The 18,982-nt window shown below is 37.1% G+C and carries 16 protein-coding genes; 11 read left to right on the forward strand and 5 right to left on the reverse strand.

All coding sequences use genetic code 11. The features are described 5' to 3' along the window. Window positions 1-547: 547 nt before the first annotated feature. The 11 genes from AC1DDK_RS14875 (at window position 548) to AC1DDK_RS14925 (ending at window position 11,841) form a co-directional block, all read left to right on the forward strand. Window positions 548-916: a DUF5655 domain-containing protein gene (locus AC1DDK_RS14875; protein WP_172661097.1), complete on the forward strand. Its 369-nt coding sequence runs from the start codon at window positions 548-550 to the stop codon at window positions 914-916. A gap of 87 nt (window positions 917-1,003) precedes the next feature. Beyond that, window positions 1,004-1,942 carry an outer membrane protein assembly factor BamD gene (locus AC1DDK_RS14880; RefSeq protein ID WP_172661098.1) on the forward strand — a complete coding sequence of 313 codons (939 nt, stop codon included), beginning with the start codon at window positions 1,004-1,006 and terminating at the stop codon, window positions 1,940-1,942. Further along, window positions 1,942-2,268: a DNA-directed RNA polymerase subunit omega gene (locus AC1DDK_RS14885; RefSeq protein WP_172661099.1), complete on the forward strand. Its 327-nt coding sequence runs from the start codon at window positions 1,942-1,944 to the stop codon at window positions 2,266-2,268. The genes AC1DDK_RS14880 and AC1DDK_RS14885 overlap by 1 nt, the downstream gene beginning before the upstream one ends. Window positions 2,269-2,310: 42 nt before the next feature. Next, window positions 2,311-3,504, forward strand: a complete 1,194-nt coding sequence (gene coaBC, locus AC1DDK_RS14890) for a bifunctional phosphopantothenoylcysteine decarboxylase/phosphopantothenate--cysteine ligase CoaBC (protein ID WP_172661100.1) — start codon at window positions 2,311-2,313, stop codon at window positions 3,502-3,504. A gap of 2 nt (window positions 3,505-3,506) precedes the next feature. Then, window positions 3,507-4,448 carry a type IX secretion system protein PorD gene (gene porD, locus AC1DDK_RS14895; protein WP_288882587.1) on the forward strand — a complete coding sequence of 314 codons (942 nt, stop codon included), beginning with the start codon at window positions 3,507-3,509 and terminating at the stop codon, window positions 4,446-4,448. A 77-nt stretch (window positions 4,449-4,525) separates the two neighbouring features. Continuing rightward, the gene (locus tag AC1DDK_RS14900) at window positions 4,526-4,906 is read left to right on the forward strand and encodes a BlaI/MecI/CopY family transcriptional regulator (RefSeq protein ID WP_172661102.1); all 381 of its coding nucleotides are present in this window, start codon (window positions 4,526-4,528) and stop codon (window positions 4,904-4,906) included. A gap of 27 nt (window positions 4,907-4,933) precedes the next feature. Further along, the gene (locus tag AC1DDK_RS14905; protein WP_288882588.1) at window positions 4,934-6,733 is read left to right on the forward strand and encodes a M56 family metallopeptidase; all 1,800 of its coding nucleotides are present in this window, start codon (window positions 4,934-4,936) and stop codon (window positions 6,731-6,733) included. A gap of 153 nt (window positions 6,734-6,886) precedes the next feature. Beyond that, window positions 6,887-8,545 carry a DNA repair protein RecN gene (recN, locus tag AC1DDK_RS14910; protein ID WP_172661104.1) on the forward strand — a complete coding sequence of 553 codons (1,659 nt, stop codon included), beginning with the start codon at window positions 6,887-6,889 and terminating at the stop codon, window positions 8,543-8,545. Between the two features lie 81 nt (window positions 8,546-8,626). Further along, window positions 8,627-9,442, forward strand: coding sequence for an enoyl-ACP reductase FabI (locus AC1DDK_RS14915; RefSeq protein ID WP_288882589.1), 816 nt, complete (start codon window positions 8,627-8,629; stop codon window positions 9,440-9,442). Between the two features lie 17 nt (window positions 9,443-9,459). Beyond that, complete coding sequence (locus tag AC1DDK_RS14920) at window positions 9,460-10,695, forward strand: carboxypeptidase-like regulatory domain-containing protein (protein WP_337717438.1); 1,236 nt, start codon at window positions 9,460-9,462, stop codon at window positions 10,693-10,695. 72 nt (window positions 10,696-10,767) lie between these two features. Beyond that, complete coding sequence (locus AC1DDK_RS14925) at window positions 10,768-11,841, forward strand: PA0069 family radical SAM protein (RefSeq protein WP_172661107.1); 1,074 nt, start codon at window positions 10,768-10,770, stop codon at window positions 11,839-11,841. A gap of 4 nt (window positions 11,842-11,845) precedes the next feature. On the opposite strand, the gene AC1DDK_RS14930 is transcribed toward AC1DDK_RS14925, so the two are convergent. The 5 genes from AC1DDK_RS14930 to AC1DDK_RS14950 form a co-directional block, all read right to left on the reverse strand. Next, complete coding sequence (locus AC1DDK_RS14930) at window positions 11,846-12,784, reverse strand: hydroxypyruvate isomerase family protein (RefSeq protein WP_172661108.1); 939 nt, start codon at window positions 12,782-12,784, stop codon at window positions 11,846-11,848. A 39-nt stretch (window positions 12,785-12,823) separates the two neighbouring features. Continuing rightward, window positions 12,824-13,831 (reverse strand): FAD:protein FMN transferase, encoded by a 1,008-nt coding sequence (locus AC1DDK_RS14935; RefSeq protein WP_172661109.1) that lies wholly within the window; start codon window positions 13,829-13,831, stop codon window positions 12,824-12,826. Window positions 13,832-13,845: 14 nt separating this feature from the next. Then, window positions 13,846-15,171, reverse strand: coding sequence for a Gfo/Idh/MocA family protein (locus tag AC1DDK_RS14940; RefSeq protein ID WP_172661110.1), 1,326 nt, complete (start codon window positions 15,169-15,171; stop codon window positions 13,846-13,848). A 42-nt stretch (window positions 15,172-15,213) separates the two neighbouring features. Then, window positions 15,214-16,182: a formylglycine-generating enzyme family protein gene (locus AC1DDK_RS14945; protein WP_337717437.1), complete on the reverse strand. Its 969-nt coding sequence runs from the start codon at window positions 16,180-16,182 to the stop codon at window positions 15,214-15,216. Between the two features lie 211 nt (window positions 16,183-16,393). After that, window positions 16,394-18,934 carry an ATP-dependent Clp protease ATP-binding subunit gene (locus AC1DDK_RS14950; RefSeq protein ID WP_048907160.1) on the reverse strand — a complete coding sequence of 847 codons (2,541 nt, stop codon included), beginning with the start codon at window positions 18,932-18,934 and terminating at the stop codon, window positions 16,394-16,396. Window positions 18,935-18,982 lie beyond the last annotated feature (48 nt).

The following is an 18,982-nucleotide window of genomic DNA, read 5'->3' on the forward strand; positions in this document are numbered from 1 at the left end:
TCTTTTTCTGTTTTGCAAATCTTTTTTGAAACTCTTTTTCACCTTCCTTTTTCACTGTTTCCCTTCCTCCGAAGCGGGATGCAAAAGTAGGAAAATTCAGCCACCACGCAAACATTTATACACTATTTCTTACAAAATATCCCTAACTCGCTAAACCACAACCAGAAAAATTAACAGCAGGTTAAAATCAGGTTAATTCTTTATCTTAAAATACCACAGAAGGTAAAACAAGGCCGGCAAAAATGACTCCTCACATTATATATATACTATGTGCGTAATCACATCAAATTCTACACTATATATAGTATACATAACATTAGGTATAATACCCCATCGCCTGACACCTTACATCAAAAAGCCTTACAAACGACAAAATATCGTTCAGAGTCGTTTCAAAGTCGTTCAGAGTCATTGGAAGGTCGTTAAAAAAATACACCTCAACTATTAAAATGTACTCCAATAAGCAAGAATCAAACAAGACAAATCAGAACCACGTAAACAGAAAATGAATTATCTTTATAGATTGGCACAAATACAATATGCTATTATGGATAACAACACATTGTCAGCATTCCTTCAAGGAAAATCACCTTCCTCGATTGAGCTTTTTAATCACTTGGTTTCATGTTACCAACAATTAGGCGAGGTGAAATTCCATACTACCAAAACAATGATAGCTTTCTCATCCCGCATCAACTTCGCGTACGTTATACAGTTTGGCAAAAACTTTATTGATGTTGTATTTCCATTTAAACAACCATATGAAGACAATATGTGTTTTCGAAAAATAAAACTTGTTCCAGGTAGCGATGATTACAATCACCACCTCCGAATATATTATAAAGAAGATATAAATGACGAGGTGTTAAAGTATATGTCTATGGCTTATAAAAATGGAAACGTTAAATTATGTTAAGCACTTGACAGGATGAATGCCTTTACATAGCTTAGCGTCCTATTATTTTTAATTGACGGTATCGTATTATTAACTTATCTTTGCAGAATGTTTAAAATTAAACACGTATTACTATTAAGTTTCACCATTATAGCCCTTACTATTGCTGGTTGTAAAAGTCAGTTTGAGAAGATCAGACTGAGCAACGACGTTGCAAAAAAGTACCAGGAGGCCATGAGGCTATATAACAAAAAGAATTATTCTAAGGCATTGATCTTATTCGAAGACTTGTCTCAAAAATACAGGGGAAGAGCTGAAGCCGAGGAACTGAATTATTATTACGCACTGACTCTCTTTAAACTAAGAGATTACACAACTGCAAGATATCAATTCAAATCGTTTGCAGATAGCTATCCAACTAGTAAATATGCTGAAGAGTGTAGATATATGAGCGCTTATTGCTATTATCTGGATTCTCCAAGACCTAGCTTAGATCAGGAAAATACCTATAAAGCTATTGATGCATTACAGCTCTTTATTAACTTCTATCCAAAAAGTGAACGTGCTGTAGAGGCTGCAAAATACATTGGTATTCTGCGTACTAAACTTGAAGACAAAGCGTATGCAAATGCAAAAATGTATTACGAAATAGGTGGCAATGGTGGTGAAGCATCTAACTACAGAGCAGCTGTTATAGCACTAAAAAATGCACAAATCGATTATCCTGATATTAAATATTCAGAGGAAATGGATTTATTAATGATCAAATCACAGTACGCTTTTGCTAAAAACAGTATTGAGGAGCGTCAGGAAGACCGCTTCACAGAAGCAATTACTTATGCCAATGAATTTGCAGAAGCGCATCCTGAAAGTAAATACTTAAAGGAAGCAAACGCCTTAAAGAAAGATAGTGAATCTGGAATAGAAAGTGCTAAACGCTTTATAGCTGAACGCCTTGCTAATTATGAAAAATATAAATCTCAATTAACAAAAGAAGCTAAAAGAGATAGTTCTGCAATTAATACAATTAAAACCCCCAACAGATAATGAGTACGAATAAACCCGCAATACCAAATACTACGGTTACTAGAAATGTTAATGATCTGGATCAAAAAACCGGAAACATCTATGAGTCTTTAGTAATTATTTCTAAAAGGGCTAATCAGATTTCTAATAACATGAAAGAAGAGCTTCATGGCAAATTAGCCGAGTTTGCATCTTCTAATGATAATCTTGAAGAGATTTTTGAGAACAGAGAGCAAATTGAGATCAGTAAGCATTATGAGCGTTTACCAAAACCTTCATTAATTGCTATTGATGAATTTCTGAACGACAAAATTTATTACAGAAATCCCGCTAAAGAGCAACAATAATATCACGCATAGGTATTAAATTGCATCAATGCATTATAAACCATGCTAAAAGATAAAAATATTATTCTAGGCGTTTGCGGCAGCATTGCAGCATACAAATCAGCAACCCTGGTAAGGCTACTGGTAAAGGCTGGCGCAAACGTCAAAGTAATTCTCACTGCAGATGCGGCAAACTTCATCACTCCGCTCACACTTGCAACACTATCAAAACATCCTGTTTACACTCAATACTTTGAAGAAGAAACCGGAGTTTGGAGTAATCATGTAGAATTAGGTCTCTGGGCGGATTACATGCTCGTTGCGCCCGCAAGCGCAAATACGTTAGCAAAAATGGCTACTGGATTGTGCGACAATCTACTAACTGCAGTTTACCTTTCAGCAAAGTGTCCTGTTTTAGTTGCACCGGCAATGGATTTGGATATGTGGAAGCATGAAACCACTCAAACCAATATAGATAAACTATTGTCATACGGCAATCTTCTCATTTCTCCTGGCAAAGGAGAATTAGCTAGCGGCCTATATGGTGAAGGCAGAATGGCTGAACCTGAGGAAATCGTTTCATTTCTATTAGAAACAATACGTAAAGATCTTCCATTGCTTGGGAAACAAGTGCTGGTAACAGCAGGACCTACTTATGAAGCTATAGATCCTGTACGCTTTATCGGAAATCATTCATCTGGCAAAATGGGTTTTGCTATTGCAGACCAGTTTTCTCGCTTAGGTGCTGACGTAACATTAATTACAGGACCAACAGCTGAAAAAAGCTCACAACAACTCAAAAGAATAGATGTTGTAAGCGCAGCTCAAATGCTAACTGCATGTCAAAAAGAATTCCCTACTGTACAAATTATGGTAATGAGTGCTGCCGTTGCTGATTATACACCAGTAACTACCGCTAGTCAGAAAATAAAAAAAACCAGCGGGGAGTTCAACCTGGAGTTAAAAAAGACAGAAGATATTCTGGCTACTTTAGGCAGACTAAAAACAGAAAATCAAATACTTGTTGGCTTTGCCCTTGAAACTGAAAATGAGGAAGAACATGCAAAGGACAAGCTTACAAGGAAAAATCTTGATCTCATTATCCTAAATTCCTTAAATGACAAAGGAGCAGGTTTTAAGATGGATACCAATAAAATAACTATCTTTAATAAAGCATTTGAGAAGACAGTTTTTGAAATGAAATCAAAAACTGAGGTTGCCAAAGACATTTGCAATGAAATTTTAAAGCTTGTTTAAGCATGAAAAAACGCTACTTACTTATCTTACTTTTCTTTTTTATTTGCCAAACCTTTGTTAATGCTCAGGAATTAAATGCAAGAGTTCAGGTACAGGCTCCTACTATCCCTAATATGGACAGAAGAAATCTGGAAGTTCTTGAAACTACCATAAGGGAATTCTTAAATAATAATAAGTGGAGTAACGAAAATTATAGCCCACAGGAGCGTATCGAATGCAATTTTGTAATCACTATAACTGATTGGGATGGCAGCGCTGCCTATAAAGCAGAGGCACAGCTTCAATCTAGCAGACCAGTTTACGCGTCGGCTTATAACAGTACGCTACTTAATCTAAGTGATAAAGATTTCGATTTCAACTATGCTGAGGGCCAATCATTAGATTTCTCCGATCAAACTTATATTTCCAATCTTAGTTCTTTACTAAGTTACTACGCTTATACCATTATTGGCTTAGATAAAGATAGTTTTAGTCACCTTGGCGGCACTCCTTTCTATAAGAGGGCCTCTACCATTCTAAACAATGCTCAGGTATCTGGAAATAAAGGCTGGAAAGCCTTTGATGGGTTACGCAACCGCTACTGGCTAAATGAAAATCTACTTAATAAAACCTTTGAAGAACTTAGAGTATTTATTTACGACTATCATTTTAACGGGCTTGATCGCTTGCAAGAAAATACCGGCCGTGGAGTAAAAAAAATGATAACCCTACTTAGTGGACTAAAACAAATGGACAAACAGAAATTAGGTTCTATTTTTCCCAACTTCTACTTTTCTACAAAAGCAGATGAGATTGTGAATGTCTTTTCTATTTCTACCGGAGATCCATCTGATCGTATAAAAGCATACAACCTGCTTGTCCAAATTGATCCCGCCAACATCAATAAATACGAAACGCTTAATCAGGCAATTGCCCCTCTTAATCAAGGTCTTAAAAACAATTAAAAAAAAATGTTAAAAATATTTTGTTTATACGAATACATTCGTACATTTGAATACGAAACAATTCGTATAAACAAAATATGGCAGCATCAATAAACCTTAAGCCTACAGAAAGTGAACTAGAGATCTTACAGATATTGTGGGAAAAGGGTAATTGTACGGTTAGAGACGTTCATGAGATTTTAGAGAAAAGCAAAGAGTCTGGTTATACCACTACGCTAAAACTAATGCAGATTATGCACGAGAAGGGACTTGTTAAACGCGACACGTCTTCTAAAACTCATATTTATACGGCACTTCTCAATCAACAAAAAACAGAACAGCATCTCGTAAATAAAATGATCGATAATGTTTTTAACGGATCGGCGGCGAGATTAGTAATGCAAGCACTTGGGAACCACACCGCAAGTAAAGATGAAATTGATTCGATAAAAAAATATCTTGACGAATTAAGTAAGTAATAAACCTAAAGAACCAACTATAAACACATGGAAGCAATAGTAAACAACCTCATTAAAGCTACCGGATGGAGCATCTTCCACTCTCTATGGCAAGGCGCCATCATTTATGGTATATTGGTAGCTGTTACAAGTGCATTTCCTAAAATTGATGCAAAAATCAAGCACAATATGGCCTATGGTGCATTGTGCCTTATATTTCTGGGGTTCTGCATCACATTCTTTACACTGTTTAAACTTCCGGTAAATAGTGTTGCGATTGCGTCTAATCAAATTTCCAATGTACAGCAATCCGAATACCTTATTCATTTGCCTCAGGATATGAGTAGCATAACAGAGAACTTTTTCCCTTATCTGGTTAGCATATATAGCATTGGCATATTGTTTCAGCTATTTATCCTGGCTATTGGCTATAAGAAATTACTAGATTTAAAATGGGCTGACCGTACTCCCGTTCCAGCTTCATGGCGCCCGGTTTTTGAAACTATGGTGGCTAAATTAAATCTTCGTCAGAATATTGAATTCTATTTATCCTCAAGGGTAAATGTTCCACTGGTTATAGGTTATTTAAAACCAGTGGTATTATTTCCAATTGCTTTGGCATCTCAGCTTGATATAAAACAAGTTGAAGCAATATTAATTCATGAGCTTTCGCACATACGAAGAAACGATTATCTATTAAATTTAATAAAAACCGGTATTGAAACCATACTCTTCTTTAACCCATTTGTATGGCTGGGCGGCCGACTAATCAATATAGAACGTGAACATGCTTGTGATGATCTTGTTCTAAAATTTACTGGTAGCCCACTAACCTATGCACATGCACTTTTAAAACTTGAAATATTAAAAAACAAAACCACTCCTGCCCTCTCAATGGCAGCAACTGGAAAAGATCAACATTTGTATCAACGCATTAAAAGAATTACGGACATGAAAACCAATTATATGAATGCCAAACAGCAGATTTTGGCTATAACATTAACAATAGCGACTATAGTATCCTTAGCTTGGATTAGTCCTGCAAAAAAAGCTCCTGCTATAAATAAGGCCAATCAACATAACAAAAAGGTTGATATAGAAGGAATAGCTATAAAATCAAAAATACAGACACTATTAGCACCAGTTGCTAACGAGGACTGCGATAATGACCTTGTAAAAACAGATACCACAAAGAAAAAAAACAAGTTCAAAATTGTTACCGTTGACGCTAAAGGGAATAAAAAAGAATATAACTCGCTTAAAGAAATGCCTGATAGTTTAAGGCAGGAAGTAGTTAATGAATCATTTATGAATGATTTTAAGTTCGATTATAAGTTTAATCTTGACTCGGTAACAAAGGTAAGCATGGCTTACATAAAATCGCCTGAATTTCAGCAACAGATAAAAGATGTTCAAAAAAATGCCGCAGAAATGGCGAAGCATTTCGATTCTCCTGAATGGAAAAAACAACAGGCAGAGATTCAGCAAAAAGCCATTGAAATGAGCAATCAGATAAACTCAAAAGAGTTCAAGCAACAACAAGAAATGGCATTTAAAATTGCTCAGGATATGCGCAAGAAATTTGATTCGCCAGAATGGAAAAAGCAGCAAGCTGATATTCAGAAAAATGCTGCAGAAATGAGCAAAAAGTTTAATTCTGATGAATGGAAAAAACAACAGGCCGAGATGAAGAAAAACATTGATCTGATGCGTGAAAAGATAAATTCTCCTGAATTTAAAAAACATATTGAGGAGATGAAAGAGCTACAAAACTCACCTGAGTATAAAGAGCTGAAAAGAAAATTTGACAATGGAATTGATAGCATTAAAAAAGAAAAAAGGAATTAAAACAGATATAGACCTGAATTGATCAAACACAGATCACACAAATTATTAAACCACACAATAAAATTAGATTGAGGGCAGAAGAGAAATCTTCTGCTTTTTTGTTTGTAAGAATAAACATCCATTGATTAAGTTTTCATAATTTAGCAGAGTAATATGCTACAAAAACTTTCTATTCGTAACTATGCTTTAATAGATAGTGTTGATTTGGAACTTAATAAAGGTTTAAATATCATCACTGGCGAAACAGGTGCCGGTAAGTCTATCATGCTTGGCGCACTCTCCCTTATATTGGGTCAGCGTGCCGAAACTAAGTATTTCTTTAATCAGGACAAAAAATGTATTATCGAGGGGCAATTTCTGCTTAGCGACACTACATTACAATCTCTTTTCGAAGAAAACGATATTGACTTTTATAACGAAAGTATTTTAAGGAGGGAAATATCCACAGATGGAAAGTCTAGAGCATTTATAAACGATACTCCCGTTACGCTTACTGTAATGAAGCAAGTTGGCGAGAAACTCATTGACATACACTCTCAGCATGCTACACTAGAGGTAAACGACCCTGGCTTTCAGCTGCTAGTGGTAGATACCCTGGCAAATCATCAATCCTTGTTGGCTCAGTACCGTGAGCAGTATAAAGTTTATAAGAAAACACAGCAACAACTATCCATTTTACAGGAAGCTGCTGCAGAAGCCCGCAGTAGACAAGACTACGAACAGTTCCTTTTCAATGAATTGGAAACCGCGGCCTTAAAGTCCGGCGAGCAGGAACAGCTTGAAACTGAATTACAAATGCTTAGCAACGCTGAAAGCATCAAAAGAAGCCTTTTAAATAGTCAGAATATACTGAGTGAACAGGAAACAGCTGTGCTACCTCTATTAAAAGAGGTTATCAATCAGCTTCAAAGCATTGAGAAATTTAATCCTGATTATGCCACATTAAACGAACGCCTAAGGTCTTCACTTATAGAAATTAAAGACATTGCTCAGGAAACTGTAGCATTTGAAGAAGGAATTATTTTTAACCCTTCCAGAATTGAGGAAATTAACGCACGGTTAGACATCATTTATAATCTCCAGCAAAAACACAGGGTAAATACTATTGAAGAATTGCAGGCTATTGAAGCGCAATTATCCCAAAATCTAAGTGAGCTATTAAGCGGAGATGAAGAGATTGAACGACTTACAAAAGAAATAGCCTTGATGAAGGAAGATCTGGAACGCAAAGCGACCGAACTATCGGCAAACAGAAGCAAATCTATAACCAATACAGAAGATCAGGTAGCTAAGGTGCTTAGTCAGGTTGGCATGCCCAATGCTAAAATTAAAATTGAACAGAATGTACTTCCTGAATTGAATAAGGACGGAAAAGACAATATCACCTTACTATTCTCTGCCAATAGCGGGCAGGCGCCTGCTCCTGTGGGTAAAGTTGCCTCCGGAGGAGAGCTGTCCAGACTGATGCTGGCTATTAAGTCCATCATGGCCAAGCACACCTCACTACCTACCTTAATATTTGACGAAATCGATACAGGTATTTCAGGAGAGACAGCCGTTCGGGTAGGTAATGTAATTGGAGATCTGGAACAGAATATGCAGGTAATATGCATTACTCACCTACCTCAAATTGCAGCAAAAGGTGATGCTCATTATTTTGTTTATAAAAATGAAGAGACTGAGCGTACCACAACAGGGATTAGAAAATTAAAGCCTGAAGATAGAATAAGGGCAATTGCTGAAATGCTTAGTGGTAAAGACCCTGGTGCATCGGCCCTAAAAAATGCTCAGGAGCTGCTTGGTTTTAACTAATCTTTAACAATAACCGCCACACATATCTTTTAGATTTTTATTACTTTCGATAAATCATAAGAAGAACCAAAATAAAAAGATATGTATAACTTACTAAAAGGTAAACGTGGTGTCATTACAGGAGCATTAGATCAAAATTCAATAGCATGGAAAGTTGCGGAAAAAGCACATGAAGAAGGTGCTGAATTTGTTTTAACCAATGCTCCTATTGCCATGAGAATGGGTGAGATTAATGCTTTGGCAGAAAAAACAGGTTCTCAGATCGTTCCTGCTGATGCGACCAATGTAGATGAACTTACAAATCTGTTTACCCAATCACAAGAAATATTAGGTGGTAAAATAGACTTTGTGCTCCATTCAATTGGCATGAGTGTAAACATTCGTAAAAAAATTCCTTACACAGAGCTAAACTACGATTATTATCAAAAAGGCATAGATGTTTCTGCACTTTCATTTCACAAAATGCTTGCTGTAGCCAAAAAACTTGATGCAATAAATGAAGGTGGCAGTGTTGTAGCTTTAACCTATATGGCAGCTCAGCGAACCTATCCGTTCTATACAGATATGGCAGACATTAAAGCAATGCTTGAATCAATTGCCCGCAGTTTTGGCTATCATTACGGCCTGGAGAAGAAAGTTCGCATCAATACAGTTTCTCAATCGCCAACTAAAACCACTGCCGGAGCAGGAATTAAAGGCTTTGGCGACTTCTACGATTATGCAAATGCCATAGCTCCATTGGGCAATGCCGATGCTGAATCATGCGCAGATTACTGTATTACTCTTTTCTCTGACTTAACCCGCATGGTTACCATGCAGAACCTGTTCCATGATGGTGGGTATTCATCAACAGGCGTTAGCGATATCGTTATGCAGAAAATGGGATTAGAAGAATAACCCGTTAGTTTATAATTATGATCCGTCGACTGTCATTAGCCATTTCCCTAATATGTTTTTCTATTACTGTTTATGCACAAAATTCATATTCAATTAGTGGTGTTGTCAGAGATCAGAAAGAAACTTTACCTGGTGCAGGTGTTTACATTAGTGGCTATAAAATAGCTACGGCAGCCGATAACAATGGCCGCTTTAAAATAAACAACCTGCAACCAGGGAATTACGATATCCTTGTTCAAATGGTAGGGTACCTGCCCTATTCCAAAAATGTTGTCATTTCCGATAAATCAGTAGAGGTAGAACTAACCCTTAAAGAGAATACAGTTCAGTTAAATGAAGTAGTAATTCGTGCAGATCCTAACAGGGCCAAATATATTGAGCAGTTTAAAGAGTTCTTTATTGGTAAATCGCCAAATGCTGCCCAGTGTAAAATACTAAATCCTCAGGTCCTTAATATAGATTATGATGTCAGCAAAAGCTTACTTACGGTAAAAACAGATGAGTTTTTAATAGTTGAAAATAAAGCTTTAGGATATCGCTTAAAATATATGCTTGATAATTTTGAGTACAACTCCAGAACACGCATAATTTATTACTCGGGGCATCCATTTTTTGAGGAACTAAGGGCTTCATCAGCAAGAAGAAAAAAATATACCATAAATCGCGAAATTGCATATTATGGCTCTTCCCAACACTTTTTTAAATCCCTCTATCAAAACAAAACTAAAGAAGAAGGCTTCATCATTAACAAAATGATTAAAGTTCCTAATCCTAACCGTTACCCAGATAAGGTAATAAATGAGAAATTAGCCAAACTGAGAACCATTCCACCAAAGACTGGTATCTTTAAAACCGCGGCTAAAATAGACACGGCACAAGTTAATTTTTGGCAAAAGCAGCAAGATATGCCTAAATATCTTGATAAACTTGACCGTACAGAAGTGCTTCCAGACACGCTGGTTCATTATTACAATCAGAATTTAAAGCTACTTGACTATACTGACGCGCTTTGTGTGATATACACAAAGGAAAAAGAATCCTTAGCTTATTCAAAAACCGGATTTTGGATTTTCCGACCATTGGATTTGCCAAGCTATGAAATCTCTGTAGCCAATTTAATGAACGGACCAGTTCGATTCTATGAGAACGGGGGTATTCAAGATTCGAGATCCTTTTTATACGAAGGCTATTGGGCTTATGAGAAAATAGCGGATATGGTACCTATGGACTATATACCTCTAAAGCGCAAATAAAGATTACATCCCATCACAAAATAGTGAATAACTTCTTTTCAAAGATACTAATATTTTTAGTAATTTTAACTAATGATATTAGACAAAGAAACACCCGACAATTACCACAAAGGAAGAGGGGCTCAGTTTAACCCTCATAATCGTTTTGCTAAAAATGATTATGTAAAGGAACATGATGAAGGAATTGACGAATGGGAAGAGGAGGATCAAAAGACCACTTTCATTTTTGGCAAATCAAAATCTATTGTAAACAAAGTAGATAGTCCTGATGTAGGCATGCTATACTCTCTAAATCCGTATCAGGGCTGTGAACACGGTTGCACCTATTGCTATGCAAGAAACGCGCATGAGTATTGGGGATTTAGCGCTGGATTAGATTTTGAACGCAAAATCATAGTAAAAACAGACGCTCCTATCCTGTTCAAAAAGTTTTTGGAGCGTAAAGGATGGGATGCATCTACTATTTCATTATCTGGCAATACAGACTGCTATCAACCCGCAGAAAGACGCTTCAAAATAACGCGTCAGCTTTTAGAAATTGCTTTGACCTATAAGCAACCCATCGGGATGATTACAAAAAATGCGCTCATACTTCGTGACCTGGATATTCTGCAGGAAATGGCTAAACTTAATTTGTGCATGGTATATGTTTCGATTAATAGCTTAAATGAAAAGCTCCGTTCAAAAATGGAACCGAGAACAACTACTGCCAAACAACGATTAAAAATAGTGGAAGAGCTAAGCAAAGCAGGAATTCCAATGGGCGTTATGGTTGCCCCGCTCGTTCCAGGTCTAAGCGATCATGAAATCCCTGTTATCCTAAAAACTATTGCCAATTGTGGGGCAATATCAGCGGGTTATACTGTGGTACGACTTAATGGCGCTATTGGAGGGATATTTGAAGACTGGCTGCGCAAAAACTACCCTGATCGCTTTGAGAAGGTGTGGCATATGATTCAGTCCTGTCACGGTGGAAATGTAAACGATAGCAGATTTGGAGATAGAATGAGGGGCGATGGCAATATCGCTCAGTTAATTAGAGATAACTTTAAACTTCATTGTCGGCTGAACCACCTAAACGAGAAAAAGATTGAGTTGAACCCTGGTTTGTTTAAAATCCCCAAAGCTCAACTCGATCTATTTTAAAACACTAAGAAAGAAAGTTGTCTTCTTCTCTATATGCTTGTATTACTCTAAGTTCACCTTCTTTTCCTGGTTTTGAATTACCATGTTCCATACCCATAACGCCTTTATACCCTTTTTCATAAAGGTGTTTGAATAAGTTCTTATAGTTAATCTCACCGGTTGTTGGTTCATTTCTTCCAGGATTATCACCTATTTGAATGTAGGCAATCTCATCCCAGCATCTATCAATGTTAACTATTAACTGCCCTTCAGTTTTCTGCATATGATAAATGTCATAAAGAATTTTACATGAAGGACTCTGCACTGCCTTACAAACAGCATAGGTTTCATGCGTTTGTTGTAAAAATAACTCAGGGGTATCACTTAAGGTCTCCAGTACCATTATTAAACCATGGGGTTCAAAAATTTCGGCACCAGCCCTCATAGCATCAACAACATTTGCAAATTGATTTCCATAAGGTAATTTGCGTTCGTAAAATCCCGGAACAACTGTTAACCATTTTGCATTACATCTTTTTGCAGCTTCTACAGACTTTTTACAGGTCTCTACGAATTTATCTTTAAACTCTTTTTTGCCTGTTGTTAACGATGTTTTCCAGTTATCCCCTCCATCAACAACAAAAACACCCATTCTCATGCCCAATTTGGCAAGCAGGTCTCCTATTTTTGTTTGTTCATCAACTGATCTTCCTAAATAGCCATTGTCCTCAATAGAACGAAAACCCTGATCATGCATAAATCTAATCTGATCCAGAAAGCTATCACCGGCATTATTCTTAAACATTCCCTGATGAGGAGCATAATCTAGATTAAAAGTTTTACCAGCCAAGGCTGAGCCTTGCCCCGTAGTAGTTTTGTCTGCAGCAAGTCCATTTATTGAAGACCCGGCCACAAGCGCACCAGTGGCGACAAAGCTATTTCTTAAAAATTCTATTCTGTTCATATTTTTGGTTTTTGGTTAGGTACTTTTTTTAACAATGGATTAGTTTATTATCATTTTTTTAAATCCCGCCGTAAGTGTATCGGCAACGCTTCCGTCCTTTCGGTGATAAATAATATACGCTTCCATATTTTTTTTGGTTGCAAAATCAAGTGCTTCATTAACATTCATAGCCATTATGGGGCTATCATATCCATCGGCAGTAATAGCGTCCTTTGCATAAATTGTAACGCTTATCAATGCATTATCTAAAGGATAACCCGTTTTAGGGTCAATTAGGTGTGCAACCTTCCAGGAGCCTTTTTGCAAATATTTTCTATAATTACCCGCAGTAGTTATTGCTCCATCATTAATGCTGATAACATGCCTTACTTCAGGTTCGGCATTTGGTGAATTTGCAGGTCCTTCAATCCCTATATTCATTGATGTTCCATCAGGTTTCGGTCCTTTTATCCTTAGTTCGCCTCCTATTTCTACTACAAACGATGTGATTCCTTTGTTAATTAAATAATCAGCCACTACATCAACACTGTATCCCTGGGCAATTCCATTAAGATCTACATTTATACATGGCTTTTGTTTTTTAAGGAAATTACCTTTTAAACTAAGGTTATTCATGCCTACGCACTTCAGTAATTCCTTTACCCGAGCACTATCGGGGAATTTATCTATTGGCTTTGCACCAAAACCCCATGCTTGTACAAGAGGCTCAACAGTTACGTCAAATTTTCCTTTGGTAGCTTTATACACCTCAAAAGATTTTGCCATCACTTTAGCAAAATGTGGATCTAAAACAATCCCGTTCGAAGAAGCATTAAACTTATTGATCAAAGAATATGATTTGTATAGCGACATAGATGAATCGATAACCATAAGAATGCTATCTACATTACCCTTCGTTACAATGCTATCCCGAGCAAAATACTTAATGGAATAATCAGTTCCCTGAGCATAACCATGTATAGCATACTGTCGCAGATCTTCCTTCTTAAAAAGAAGAAAAATTTGCGACAGCAGCAATAAAATAAAAGCTTTATTTATAAAAAACATTACGTTAGTAACGTTTATATCACCTTAGTTTGCCCTGGTGTAGGAATTGGATACAATCCATTAGCATCAGGTAATAGTTTAGGTTTTGCAGTCCAGCTCAACTCATCAGGGAATAAACTGTTCTCTGCTTTTAAAGCATCATCCCATTTAATAGTTTTTCCAGAATAAGTTGCATAACGACCAATAATGGCTGTCATACAGCTTTTTGCACCACGTTCTGCATCCCAGAATTTATATTCACCCTTAGCAATAGCAGCAAAAAGCTCGTCGTGCTCAGTTTGATAAGGATTAGGGTTTACTTTTGAACTGTAGTTATAGATCAGTTTATTTTTAGTGTCATATAATCTTCCTTCGTTACCTGCAGATAAGAAAACACGACCTTTAGTTCCATGGAAGCTTTCATCAACACGGTTATCAATACCTTCAAAGTGGCGGCACTGACTGTTAATTACAGAACCATCTGCATAAGTTAATTCTACAGAGTGGTTATCATAAATCTCACCATAATCTTTTCCAGTTCTCCAGGCACGGCTGCCAGTACCTTGAACAGAAACCGGATAAGCATTTTTAACCCAATTCGCAATATCAATATTGTGTACGTGTTGCTCAACTATATGATCACCACATAACCAGTTAAAATAATACCAGTTACGCATTTGATATTCCATTTCAGTTTGGCTGGCTTCACGCGGTTTCACCCAAACGCCACCACTATTCCAATATACCTGACCACCAGTGATATCGCCTATAGCTCCATCCTGAATGCGTTTAATAACATCTCTATAGTTATTTTGATATCTGCGCTGCAGACCTACAACAACATTTAATTTTTTAGTTTTTGCAATTTCGGCAGCTGCTAAAACTTTACGGATACCTGGCGAGTCAACAGCCACTGGTTTTTCCATAAATATGTGCTTGCTCTGGTTAACTGCTTCTTCAAAGTGACTAGGTCTGAATCCTGGAGGAGTTGCTAACAAAACAACATCGGCCAGGGCTATTGCTTTTTTATAAGCATCAAAACCTACAAATCTACGTTCCTGAGGAACATCAACTTTGGCTCCAAATTTTTCAGAGATCTCTTTGTATGCACTTTCTAGTCTATCGCTAAAAGCATCAGCCATAGCTACCAACTTTAGGTTTTGCTTAGTACTTAATGCCTGAAAAGCGGCACCGGTACCACGACCGCCGCAACCAATTAATGCAATTTTGATGGTGTCATCTACAGATGAATGCGCTCCGCCGTTAGCAAAAGCAACTCCATTTAACATAACACCTCCGGCTACAAGAGCCGAAGTTTTTAAAAATTCGCGGCGTTTGTCGCGCAGTTCTTCATTGTTCATTGTAATTTAGGTTTATATATGGTTCTTAGTATGTTTGGTTTATTAGTAATCTTTAATAGGAGCCTTGCTATAATAAGCATCTATCTCTTCTTTTGATGGAGGTGTTACTGGTCTAACTAACCTCATTCCGACAAAAGGAGCTTCAGGAAACCACCAATTACTTTTTGGAATCTGAGGATCCAGCTGTTTCCAACTAGGGTCTGATGCTAATCGGGATGCAGAACGAGCATCTTTAGCTTCATCATTATATGCACCACCTCTAACTGCATTTGGATATAATTTTTCTGGAACGGCAACAGGATCATTTGCCTTATCACCTTTTACTGATGCATAAAAATCCGGCAGATATTGATCATAGGTCCATTCTGCAACGTTTCCATACATATCGTATAATCCCCATGCATTTGGCTTTTTCTGACCAACAACATGAGTTTTACCATCGCTATTTCCATTAAACCATGCATAATCACCTAATTTTGAACCGTCGTTTCCGAAAGAATATTCGGTAACAGAACCTGCGCGGCAAGCGTATTCCCATTCAGCTTCAGTAGGAAGTCTGTAAAAAACGCCTGTCCTGGCATAAAGCCATTTACAATACTGAATAGCATTATAATGAGTCATAGCAAGTGCAGGTTGCCCCTCTTTACCCATTCCGAAAGTCATATCCAGATACGGTTTTGTAGGTCTTGTTATTGCATCAACATTTTTTGGAATTGGAGCAGTACTATGTGCTGCTTCGTAATCCTTATATAAAAATGGCTCGTAATTATCCCAGATCACTTCGTAGGTACTCATCCAAAATGGGGCAACTTTCACTTTGTGAACCGGCTGTTCATCAGCATTCCCCTTTTTACTTCCCATCATAAATTCACCACCGGGAATAGCAACCATATCGAACGACAACTTTGTGCCTTCCAATTGTTGTTTATAAGATTCGGGTTTCTCCTGTGCCAGAGTAGTTTGAATAGCAAGAAATGCTAAGGGCACTAACAATGATAATTTCACTTTCATTTATAAAATTTTGATACAACAAATATTTTAACCTAACCTATTTATTCTCTAAAATAGAGGCAATAATTGATAAACCAAAATCTGCACCCATATAATTTCATAAAATGTGTAATATAAACACTAAGTCAACCTCAGAAAATGAAAATCAATGTAAAAGAAAACGCCTGTCAGATGTTCATCTAACAGGCGTTTTATAGTCACAGGTGGTAGTTTATTCTACACTTCCCTCTTCTTTTTTCTTTTTCTTACCCGGACTTTTATTTTCTACAACAATAACATCTCCTTCTTTATCATAATCGATTTCCAAAGTGTCTCCATCATGAATATCTCCTTTAAGGATTTCTTCAGCAATTGGATCTTCAAGATATTTTTGTATTGCACGTTTAAGAGGTCTGGCTCCAAAGGCAGAATCAAAACCTTTATCAGCAATAAACTCTTTTGCTTTCTCTGTTAATTTAACTTCGTAACCTAAATTATGTACGCGGCCAAATAATGATTTCAATTCTATATCAATGATTTTGAATATCTCTTCTTTTCCTAAAGAATTGAAAACAACCACATCATCAACACGGTTAAGAAACTCAGGAGCAAATGCACGTTTCAATGCAGTTTCGATAACGCCCCTTGAGTGCGCATCAACCTGGTTCACTTTAGCTGAAGTAGAGAAACCTACCCCTTGTCCGAAATCTTTTAGCTGACGGGCACCGATGTTAGAAGTCATAATGATAATGGTATTTCTAAAATCCACTTTACGACCTAAACTATCTGTAAGCTGTCCTTCATCAAGCACCTGCAATAAGATGTTGAATACATCAGGGTGAGCTTTTTCAATCTCATCCAAAAGAATTACGGCATAAGGTTTACGTCTAACTTTTTCAGTTAACTGACCACCTTCTTCATAACCCACATATCCCGGAGGCGCGCCCACTAAACGTGATACCGCAAATTTCTCCATGTACTCACTCATATCAATTTGAATTAGTGAATCATCACTATCAAACATAAAACGAGCAAGTTCCTTAGCTAATTCAGTTTTACCAACACCCGTTGGACCTAAGAAAATAAATGAACCAATTGGTTTTTTAGGATCTTTTAATCCGGCTCTGGTACGTTGAATTGCTTTAGTCAGTTTTTTAATGGCATCATCCTGACCAATAATTTTCTGTCCAACAGTCTCGTACATATTCAATAGCTTAACGCTATCAGTTTGTCCTACACGTTGTAACGGAATACCAGTCATCATAGAAACAACCTCAGCAACGTTATCTTCCGTAACGGTATAACGTTTAGTTTTAGTTTCATTCTCCCATTCAGCCTTAGCACGATCCAACTCCTCTAAAAGATTTTTTTCAGTATCTCTTAATTTAGCTGCTTCTTCGTATTTCTGACTTTTTACAACTTTATTTTTTTCAAGCTTGATCTCTTCAATCTTGTTTTCAATTTCGATGATGTTCTCTGGAACATGAATGTTCGTTAAGTGAACTCTTGAACCGGCCTCATCTAAAGCATCAATAGCTTTATCTGGTAAAAACCTATCAGTAATGTATCTTGATGTTAAGGCCACACAAGCATTAATTGCTTCGTCGGTATATGTTACACCGTGGTGATCTTCGTATTTTTCTTTAATACGGTTTAATATCTCGATAGTTTCATCAGGCGTAGCAGGCTCAATCATTACCTTTTGGAAACGACGATCCAATGCACCATCTTTTTCTATATACTGACGGTATTCATCAAGTGTTGTAGCACCAATACATTGTATTTCGCCCCTGGCCAATGCAGGTTTAAACATGTTCGATGCATCCAGTGAACCAGAAGCACCACCTGCACCTACAATTGTATGAATCTCATCAATAAACAAAATTACATCTGTAGATTTTTCAAGCTCGTTCATCACAGCTTTCATACGTTCTTCAAACTGCCCGCGGTATTTAGTACCTGCAACCAAAGAAGCAAGGTCTAAAGTAACCACACGTTTGTTGAAAAGAACTCTTGATACCTTGCGTTGAACAATTCTCAAGGCCAATCCTTCGGCGATAGCTGATTTACCAACACCCGGCTCACCAATTAAAATTGGATTATTTTTTTTACGACGCGATAAGATCTGAGACACACGCTCAATTTCTTTTTCACGACCAACAATCGGGTCTAGTCTTCCTTCCTCAGCAGCTTTTGTTAAATCTCTTCCAAAATTATCCAAAACCGGGGTCTTAGATTTTATGTCAGAAACTTTTTTAGGGCTGCTAAAGCTCTCTTCCTCACGATAATCTTCATCACCGCCTGTTGATGCACTATTTTGAGTTTCGTCTTTGAATCCGTTTTTATTCACTTCAACCTCCTGTTTAAAGATTTCGTAATTAACGTTGTATTGTAATAAAATCTGCGACGCAATATTATCATCATCACGAAGGATAGACAACAATAAATGCTCGGTTCCTATCAAATCGCTTTTAAAGATTTTTGCCTCCAGATATGTTATCTTAAGAACCTTTTCAGCTTGTTTGGTTAAAGGAATGTTGCCCAGATTTACTGTTACACTTGAGGTACCTCTTACGGAATCCTCAATTGAGCGGCGAAGTTTTGAAGTATCAACTCCTAATGATTTCAATATCTTAATAGCCATACCATCGCCTTCGCGAATAAGGCCTAACAAAAGATGTTCTGCGCCTATGTAATCGTGACCTAATCTCAGGGCTTCTTCCCTGCTAAAAGAAATCACGTCTTTTACTTGTGGAGAAAATTTAGCTTCCATATATACCTTTCTAAAATCCGGAATGCTCTAAACTATAAAAATTGTTTA

The organism is Pedobacter sp. 05T44 (assembly GCF_056395985.1).

Coding starts and splice junctions, on each gene's coding strand:
- porD (WP_288882587.1), top strand. CDS start 3,507: ATGAAAAAACGCTACTTACTTATCTTACTTTTCTTTTTTATTTGCCAA.
- AC1DDK_RS14900 (WP_172661102.1), top strand. CDS start 4,526: ATGGCAGCATCAATAAACCTTAAGCCTACAGAAAGTGAACTAGAGATC.
- AC1DDK_RS14915 (WP_288882589.1), top strand. CDS start 8,627: ATGTATAACTTACTAAAAGGTAAACGTGGTGTCATTACAGGAGCATTA.
- recN (WP_172661104.1), top strand. CDS start 6,887: ATGCTACAAAAACTTTCTATTCGTAACTATGCTTTAATAGATAGTGTT.
- AC1DDK_RS14950 (WP_048907160.1), bottom strand. CDS start 18,934: ATGGAAGCTAAATTTTCTCCACAAGTAAAAGACGTGATTTCTTTTAGC.
- AC1DDK_RS14940 (WP_172661110.1), bottom strand. CDS start 15,171: ATGAACAATGAAGAACTGCGCGACAAACGCCGCGAATTTTTAAAAACT.
- AC1DDK_RS14885 (WP_172661099.1), top strand. CDS start 1,942: ATGAGTACGAATAAACCCGCAATACCAAATACTACGGTTACTAGAAAT.
- AC1DDK_RS14935 (WP_172661109.1), bottom strand. CDS start 13,831: ATGTTTTTTATAAATAAAGCTTTTATTTTATTGCTGCTGTCGCAAATT.
- AC1DDK_RS14920 (WP_337717438.1), top strand. CDS start 9,460: ATGATCCGTCGACTGTCATTAGCCATTTCCCTAATATGTTTTTCTATT.
- AC1DDK_RS14925 (WP_172661107.1), top strand. CDS start 10,768: ATGATATTAGACAAAGAAACACCCGACAATTACCACAAAGGAAGAGGG.
- AC1DDK_RS14880 (WP_172661098.1), top strand. CDS start 1,004: ATGTTTAAAATTAAACACGTATTACTATTAAGTTTCACCATTATAGCC.
- AC1DDK_RS14905 (WP_288882588.1), top strand. CDS start 4,934: ATGGAAGCAATAGTAAACAACCTCATTAAAGCTACCGGATGGAGCATC.
- AC1DDK_RS14945 (WP_337717437.1), bottom strand. CDS start 16,182: ATGAAAGTGAAATTATCATTGTTAGTGCCCTTAGCATTTCTTGCTATT.
- AC1DDK_RS14930 (WP_172661108.1), bottom strand. CDS start 12,784: ATGAACAGAATAGAATTTTTAAGAAATAGCTTTGTCGCCACTGGTGCG.
- coaBC (WP_172661100.1), top strand. CDS start 2,311: ATGCTAAAAGATAAAAATATTATTCTAGGCGTTTGCGGCAGCATTGCA.
- AC1DDK_RS14875 (WP_172661097.1), top strand. CDS start 548: ATGGATAACAACACATTGTCAGCATTCCTTCAAGGAAAATCACCTTCC.